Source organism: Gammaproteobacteria bacterium (genome assembly GCA_021648145.1).
Classification (GTDB): domain Bacteria; phylum Pseudomonadota; class Gammaproteobacteria; order JAADGQ01; family JAADGQ01; genus S141-38.
Genome location: JAKITI010000019.1, coordinates 40,170 through 48,254, shown reverse-complemented (window position 1 = coordinate 48,254; position 8,085 = coordinate 40,170). Strand labels below are relative to the sequence as shown.

The 8,085-nt window shown below is 47.9% G+C and carries 6 protein-coding genes; all 6 read right to left on the bottom strand.

Annotated elements, in window-relative coordinates; all coding sequences use genetic code 11:
• The coding region (gene vgrG, locus L3J70_11295) for a type VI secretion system tip protein VgrG (GenBank protein ID MCF6236935.1) at window positions 1-744 on the bottom strand (744 nt) is incomplete at its 3' end.
• Window positions 745-825: 81 nt separating this feature from the next.
• The gene (gene tssH / locus L3J70_11290) at window positions 826-3,534 is read right to left on the bottom strand and encodes a type VI secretion system ATPase TssH (GenBank protein MCF6236934.1); all 2,709 of its coding nucleotides are present in this window, start codon (window positions 3,532-3,534) and stop codon (window positions 826-828) included.
• Complete coding sequence (gene tssG / locus L3J70_11285; GenBank protein MCF6236933.1) at window positions 3,527-4,543, bottom strand: type VI secretion system baseplate subunit TssG; 1,017 nt, start codon at window positions 4,541-4,543, stop codon at window positions 3,527-3,529. Before tssG ends, tssH begins: the two co-directional genes overlap by 8 nt.
• Complete coding sequence (tssF, locus tag L3J70_11280; GenBank protein MCF6236932.1) at window positions 4,528-6,414, bottom strand: type VI secretion system baseplate subunit TssF; 1,887 nt, start codon at window positions 6,412-6,414, stop codon at window positions 4,528-4,530. Before tssF ends, tssG begins: the two co-directional genes overlap by 16 nt.
• Window positions 6,414-6,929, bottom strand: coding sequence for a type VI secretion system baseplate subunit TssE (gene tssE, locus L3J70_11275; protein ID MCF6236931.1), 516 nt, complete (start codon window positions 6,927-6,929; stop codon window positions 6,414-6,416). Before tssE ends, tssF begins: the two co-directional genes overlap by 1 nt.
• Complete coding sequence (locus L3J70_11270; GenBank protein ID MCF6236930.1) at window positions 6,922-7,719, bottom strand: virulence protein SciE type; 798 nt, start codon at window positions 7,717-7,719, stop codon at window positions 6,922-6,924. Before L3J70_11270 ends, tssE begins: the two co-directional genes overlap by 8 nt.
• Window positions 7,720-8,085 lie beyond the last annotated feature (366 nt).

Sequence of the window (8,085 nt, the reverse complement as noted above, 5' to 3'; positions counted from 1 at the left end):
CGGGTTGGTGAGTTTGGTTTCCAGATTCGCTTTGGGGTTTTTGAAATCAAAATCGCGCTGGCTATAAGCGCCTGGCTGAAGCTTACGGCTGATGAGCCATTTGTTGATGTAGTCTTCATCACGTTCGACGTTTTGTGACGGTGGGTAATAGGGGACATCCGGCATGGCGATCGGTTCGTGGGCGCTGATGGAGTCTGAGAGTTTTAAGATATGTTTGCCATCTTTATGCATGAAGTAGTAATAAATACCTTCTTGCTCCATCAGGCGGCTGACAAAGTTAAAATCAGTCTCGCGGTATTGAACGCAATACTCCCAGGTGCGGTAGTTGCCACTCAGGGACTCTTCAAAATCTGAAAAGCCGTTATCACGAAAAACCTCTTTGATGATATCGGGGACCGTTTTTTCCTGAAAAATACGGCAGTCAGAGGTTTGATCCAGTAACCACAGCCACGGGCGTAATGTCGCTTTGTAGCTGAAAAATTCACCCTCCTCGCCCTCCTGGCTAAAGTGGCTGACGATGCCGTTGAAGTAACGGCTCTCACCCTCTGGAAGTGTCAGCTCCACGGTGAGGCTCTGACCCAGAACATCTTCCAGCTTTATCTGGTCATCTCGGCTCAGCAGGGTAAGATTAAACTCCGAGAGTCGCCCCAGCTCTTCGTTGCCCGTCATGCTACGCAACATCAGCACATCATCCCCCAGCGGGGTTTTAACCTTGATCGGTCTGTTTTTTTGTGTATAGCTCACTTAAATCATCCTCAAATGGTCATGTTATATTTATTATGGTAGCCATCTTTATTTTTTATCTTTGGCATCGCTCGAAACAGCTTAAAAACGATAGCTGAATTCATCGTCTGTCACGCTTACATGAACGCGTTCAATCGCTTCCCCTTGCAGCATTCGATTCAGGAACTCTTCGCTGATTCTTGGCAAGACTGTATTGGTCAGGATTGAGTCGATCATGCGTCCGCCACTATCAAGTTCGGTGCAGCGGCTGGCGATGAGTGTCACCACTTCTTCATCGTAGCTGAATGGAATTTCATAATTTTCCCGGATGCGTTTTTCGATGCGTCCGAGTTGTAGTTTTGAGATGGCGGTGATCATTTCATCGCTGAGCGGGTAGAACGGTATTGAGACCATTCGCCCCAGCAGGGCGGCGGGGAAAACATCTAACAGGGGTTTGCGCAGGGCTTTGCTTAAACCTTCGGGGCCTGGCATTAACTCGGGGTCTTGGCACATGTTCATAATGAGGTCGGTGCCGACATTGGTGGTGAGCAGAATAAGTGTGTTTTTAAAATCAATGACGCGGCCTTCGCCATCTTCCATCCAGCCTTTGTCGAACACTTGAAAAAATATCTCATGCACATCGGGATGGGCTTTTTCGACTTCATCGAGCAACACGACGCTATAGGGACGGCGACGCACTGCTTCGGTTAATACTCCGCCTTCACCGTAACCGACATAGCCTGGAGGTGCGCCTTTTAAGGTTGAAACTGTATGGGCTTCTTGAAATTCGCTCATGTTAATTGTGACGATATTTTGTTCACCGCCATATAACGCTTCGGCCAAAGCTAACGCTGTTTCAGTTTTACCCACTCCGGAGGGACCCGCCAGTAAAAACACGCCGACTGGTTTGCCAGGGTTGTCGAGATTGGCGCGGGAGGTTTGAATGCGTTTCGAAATCATCTCCAGTGCATGGCGCTGGCCAATGATTCGCTCTTGTAAAATATCAGCCAGCCGCAGTGCTGTTTCGATCTCGTTTTTGACCATGCGACCGACTGGAATACCCGTCCAGTCGCCGACTACGGAGGCCACCGCCTGGGCATCAACACTGGGTAAAATGAGCGGCGATTCACCTTGATATTCTTTGAGTTGTGATTGCAGTTCGCTCAGTTGTTCTAAAAGTGTCTCTCTGGGCAACGCTTGTTGTCTCTCTGCTGGCTCATCATCCGTTTCTAAGTCACGATCCGACTCTAATTCACGATCTGCTTCTAAATCACGCAGTTGTTGACGCAGGGTGAGAATCTGATCGACCAGCTCTTTTTCCGAGACCCAGCGTGACTCAAGCTTTTCAAGGCGCTCACGTTCATCGCCGAGGGCGCTATTGGCTTTTTCTTTTCGCTCATCCGCCTCAATACCAATGGTCTGCTCTCTCTCAATAATGTTTAACTCTGTTTCCAGCGCATCAATACTTTTACGGCAATCGTCCAGCTCGGCGGGCACGGCATGCTGACTGATGGCGACGCGTGCGCAACTGGTGTCGAGCAGGCTCACTGATTTATCCGGTAACTGACGCGCTGGAATGTAACGATGAGAGAGGCGCACTGAGGCTTCAAGCGCTTCGTCCAATATCTGCACGCGATGATGTTGCTCCAACGTGGAAGCAACCCCCCGCATCATACGAATCGCTTTTTCTTCATCCGGTTCGTGGACTTGCACCACTTGAAAACGACGCGTTAAGGCGGGGTCTTTTTCAATGTATTTTTTATACTCTGCCCACGTTGTTGCCGCAATGGTTCTAAGAGTGCCGCGCGCTAAGGCGGGTTTTAATAAGTTAGCCGCATCGCCAGTGCCTGCAGCACCGCCCGCACCGATCAAGGTATGGGCTTCATCGACAAATAAGATGATCGGTTTGCTTGAGGCTTGCACTTCATCAATCACTTTCCTTAGACGATTTTCAAACTCGCCTTTCATACTGGCACCGGCTTGCAGAAGACCGATATCTAATGTTCTGAGGGTGACATCTTGCAGCGAAGGCGGCACATCACCCCGCGCAATGCGCAAGGCAAAGCCTTCGACCACGGCTGTTTTACCCACCCCTGCTTCACCGGTGAGGATGGGGTTGTTTTGACGGCGGCGCATCAGAATATCAATGATCTGGCGAATCTCGTCATCACGCCCAACGATGGGGTCAATATCCCCATTACGCGCCTGTTCGGTGAGGTCGGTGGTGAACTGTTTTAGCGCTTGTTGTTTGCCCATCTGCGCTGGCGCAAGAGCACCGCTGGCTTCGCCCGGCTCTGCTCCGCTTTGAAAACCGTCGGTGGCCTGCAACGACTCTTCCGGTGAACCGGCAAGCACTTCATCAAAACGATCACTTAAAGTATCAAATTTAACTTTTTCAAACTCTTTGGAGATGCCGTAAAGTGCATGTCTTAATCCTGGTGTTTTGATCATGCCAACCATCAAATGGCCCATGCGCACCTGCGATTCACCAAACATCAAGGTGCCATAAACCCAGCCGCGTTCCACTGCTTCTTCAACATGTGAGGAGAGATCAGAGATCGAGGTTGAGCCTCGTGGCAGTCGATCCAGCGCTTCGGTAAAATCTTTGGTCAAGGTCGACGGGTTGATATCAAATTGTTTGATAATGCGGTGCAGGTCAGAGTCTTGCAATTGCAATACCTGATGCAACCAGTGAACCAGTTCCACATAAGGATTACCCCGCAGTTTACAAAAAACTGTTGCCCCTTCGATTGTTTTATAACCTACACTATTGAGCTTACCAAACAGTGCAACTCGGCCGATTTCAGCCATAATGACATCCTCCCACTAATTCGTTAATAACAGTATCGCTACGATCTTCAGAAATACCATTGGAATACAACCATGTTGTCCACCCCAGCTGGTTTTCTCCGCCTAATATAAATGCGGGAACCTCATTTTTATTCATCATTAAATTGGTATCCCAGGCAAACTGAAAACCTACATAATTTTTAACCACGGCGGCAACAGACTTCAGGTCATCTCCCCCGGGAAGCAGGCGTTTAAACTCAGAGAGAGACAGCGGCCCGAAATTCAGCCGAAATTTGTGCTGACACCCCCAGGATTTTTCGCCCACCAAGGTGGTTTTCCCCAGAATTCCTGTCTCTTCACTCTCACCCAGCCGCCATTGACTCTCTTTGGGCATCAACATCCACTCGCCAATAAACTCGCTCACCGTCACGGGTCTGTTGAGGTAGCCATTTAAAATCGTCGCCAAGCCATCGGCGTTACGCACCTGATTTGAAAATTTACCCGCAAAAAACAGTTTGGCCCGGTTGGGAAACTCATCTAGGTGATGTGATGGCTGACCCTCACCAAACAGTGAACCGACATATCTCTTAAACTGATCTGATGCTTCCCGATCAAAATTCACGGTGGGCTCTTTATTCGCCCAGGCACGATAAAAGAGTGACAACATGCGGTGATGAAACAGGTCAACAAAGCGAATAAAGGTGGGGTCTTTATCGTTTTTGAGCCGATCTTTGGCATATTCGGTCAAGTGTGCAGGGAGTGCACCGTGCGGTCCGAAAAGACCCAGAAAAAAACTATTCAGCCGAGCAGGGCGACCCTCTTTGCCTTCTTCAAAATCCGCCAGCGTCGAGTTCGCAAAAGAGAGCGAAGGCACTTGACCTAAGCGCACAGGGTCAGTCGCGGGGCGCAAGGATTCACCCAGGCGGGGAGACGCGGGTGACGCGCTCTCAATGCAGCGCAACGCTAAAAAAAAATTAAATTTTTCAGGCGCTTTTTTAAGCGCTTCGAGCCGTGTTAAATCACTGGACATCGCCCTACCCTCACTGGCCAACGCATCACTTCACCTCGACTTGTGCTCGTAATGACTGTTTGTGTAAAAGAGTTTATCGAGACGTAACGTGCCAAAAACTGCTCCAGTACAGCGCCCAGTAAAAAGATGCCGACACCTTCAAAGGCACTCTCTTCAAATTCGAGAGTAATCTCTACGCCCCGAGCCATCGCCATCGGCCCCGAGATGGGCACTCGGCGTATCACTGTTTGGGATTTTACCGATAACAAGCCATCAATCTGCTTATGAGTCGATATGTCATTCTCATCGCTATACAAACGTAACAGATCACGCAGTGCCTGTGCCCCCTTGTTGTCATCACTATCCACCAATGAGAGATAGTTAAGCGAAAGGTGGCTGATCAAATCCCAGCTCACACGGCTCGGATTATGGGCGGGCCGTGGTTTTGTCGGCCCTGCGATGCAACGCACGGAGAGTACTGGCGCACTGGACTCCATGGTGAAATCTGTTTTCCCCTTACCCACCGGCATATGCAGTGGCAAGTCGCGATTGGTGCAAAGCAGGTCAACACCGAGCTGCCTTAAATGACTGGAATACGGGGCCTCGTTGGCATCAACCAGGGAGACAAAAACTTCGCTGCCCATATAACTGGAGCGTGGGCCGTTCATGCGTTGACGACCCGAGAACATTCGTGGTTCGCGATAGTGTGTAAAATAGGCTCTTTTTTCGCGACTGTCGACGCTGTTATCTGCCGCATAAAAAGGCGCAAAGGGCTGTTCAGATTCAGTGCTGATACCATGACCCGTGACCCCTTTAACCGAGTGAACTTCAAAATCCATCGGTCGCGTTCTGTCTGGAACAACGTGATATTCGGTTTGGTTCGTTGTTAAATGAATGCGGTCGGACCGCTTGGGAAACAGGTTGATCGCCGGTGTGCAAAAAAGAGAAAAATTCTCTTTGTTTAATCTATTTTCTAACTGTGGCTCTGAGCGGTCTAACAGGACAATGATCTCTAATTCATCTCCCGAGCACTGTTTGACGGCCTCATCCAGACCGTTTATATTCAAAAACAGAAAGCGTTCGTAAAAGGCAAAGTACTCTTGTAATAGGCGATAGCCTTCAAAAGATCTTTTTGTGTAAGGCAAGATGGCATCAACATCATCAAAACCACCCGATTGAATTTTGTTTTTTGATAGCAGTTTGTCACTGTACGAACGATTCAGAGATTTGTTTTTTGAACGAACAACAACGCCTAGGCCGTTGGCAATAAACTGTTCATAAATGCGCGTGGGGAGTTCGCCACTGCCTCTCATAAACAGAGGCAAGGAGCTTAAACTCAGTTGATTGAAATTCAGACCTGCTGTGCTTCTCAAGCATAGTCGAATCGCGGCTTTTACCTTTGGAACATCCGGCAAACCCAAAGAGGCCACGGCGCCACTGCCTGAAATATAGTTCGCCTCAAACAATTCCAGTGGCCACAATGTTACGTCATGAGCGGTACGATATTCGCACGCGGTTTGATCATCTTTTCCCAGCAAGCTCCTTAAGCTACTATAACGTGGCACAACAAAGCCATTGGCCAATGAGCCTTCCATTAAATCAGGTTCAAATTGAACAACAGCCATGGAGGGCATGGGAGCAAGATAATGAGGGTAAACCATCGACAATAGATGCTGGGTGAAGCGGGGGAATTCCGAGTCTATTTTTAGCTGCACCCGCGCGGCTAAAAAGGCAAACCCCTCCAGCAGACGTTCAACGTAGGGATCCGCACACTCAAAGCTATCTAGCCCTAAACGTCCGGCAATTTTCGGAAACTCATTGGCAAATTCGCCGCCCATCTCCCGTATAAACTGAAGCTCCTGATTGTAATATTTAAGAAAACGCGGATCCATTAGCTTATTTTTTGAGTCCCTGATTCAGAAATATTGATACTGCCTGTTTCAAGGTCAACTTCTGTTTTCATAAACAGGCGTAACGGCACGGGCTGAGCCCACAGATCACCCTCTATTTCAAATTGCACCGCATTTTGATTCATCTCTTCTTCATCAACACACATACGCACACGAATAGATTTTCGTAAAATACGCGGTTCAAAATCCAGGATCGCCTGACGTAATTGGCGCTCAATTTCATGAATATTAAGTGTTGAAACCGTATGACCAGTTAAGCCCCGCATCCCATAATTTAATACCGATTTTTTAACATGGGGATAGTCTGAAAGTAGCATAACCTCTTCCAGATTACCCGTATTAAGCAACCAGGCAAGATCTCGAATGACGCACGCTCTTAAGCGGCGCAATGAAAGCACACGTTGATTGCGTGACTCTTGTGTCTGATCAGGCTCATCATCAGTCAAACGATCCAGTAATGAAGGTTGTAGACGCTCTTGTGTCGTTAATTCAGCCATTACAATTTAATATAATTTCTCTGACATCCATCAATGGAAATTCGCCCATATCAGTGGCCAACAGGCGCTGCCCCAAACCTAGATACAGATCATCACTGCACTCCAGCCACTCTGTTTTTTTTGCTAATTTTATTTGTGAGTCCATCGCATTTTCGGAGCCAGGGTAACGCGTCGGAATCAGGGCGGCACACTCGCCTTCATTTGCCCATATAAAATGGGCGGGCATCCAGACACTGTCACGTAGATCGCAGGGAGCTTCCACCTGAATTTTAGCAATTCGATGAAACGGCACCCAATAATAACGATCGTTGATGATAACCTCTATTACGGGTCCCAAACGACTATCAGCATCCGCAATCCAGCTAAACGCCTCACCGTTGATTTTACCGGTTGTTGCGGGAGCGGCATCAAACGCCTTTTCGCGCAGTTGTTGAGACTGCTCATGCTGCCCATCAGCAACTAGCTTAAACGCCTCTACAAGCTCAGCAATCCACTGCGTTGGTTCGCCAAAAATAAGCGGTGATTGTTTACCATCAAAAACATCACTTCGCAGTTGCTCGCAACTCAGTGCGTCACGATAGACTTGAACCATCGCCAAGGCAGAGTCATCTAAATCACCAACAATTTCCAATTGAACCAAAGCCTTATCCCAGTCGCCTAAAACAGCAAGCAACTGAAACAGAAAGATGCGCTCTTTAGCGCTAGCAGGATCACTGCGAACCCTCTCTTTAACTTGAGCTAGTGCACTATCCAAATCATCACTTTTTAAACTCTTTAACGCATTGTTCATTTTTCGCCCTCCATCATCAAGAAACGCAGGATATGCGGCTCCCGCACCCTTTGAGCGTAACGCGCACGAGTATACCCTGCGATTCATCTATCGCCAAAACCAGCGTCACATTTTTTGCGTCCCACTGGATTTTATTATGCACTTATGACTTGAATTCAGGTATTTATATTCCAATCATTAGAGGAAGCTCCACTAACAGGAATAACTTTTTCCTCTGGAATCAAGAACCCTGTCAGAATCACTCCACAAACACCTAGCGTTATTTTTTTAAATTTCATTTTTTCATTTCAGCGATGCACAATGAATTAAACTCGAAAGGTCGAATCAGAAATTGAAGCGTATTAATGTATTTTTATCTAATAGTTA

Coding starts and splice junctions, on each gene's coding strand:
- tssE (MCF6236931.1), bottom strand. CDS start 6,929: ATGGCTGAATTAACGACACAAGAGCGTCTACAACCTTCATTACTGGAT.
- tssF (MCF6236932.1), bottom strand. CDS start 6,414: ATGGATCCGCGTTTTCTTAAATATTACAATCAGGAGCTTCAGTTTATA.
- tssG (MCF6236933.1), bottom strand. CDS start 4,543: ATGTCCAGTGATTTAACACGGCTCGAAGCGCTTAAAAAAGCGCCTGAA.
- tssH (MCF6236934.1), bottom strand. CDS start 3,534: ATGGCTGAAATCGGCCGAGTTGCACTGTTTGGTAAGCTCAATAGTGTA.
- L3J70_11270 (MCF6236930.1), bottom strand. CDS start 7,719: ATGAACAATGCGTTAAAGAGTTTAAAAAGTGATGATTTGGATAGTGCA.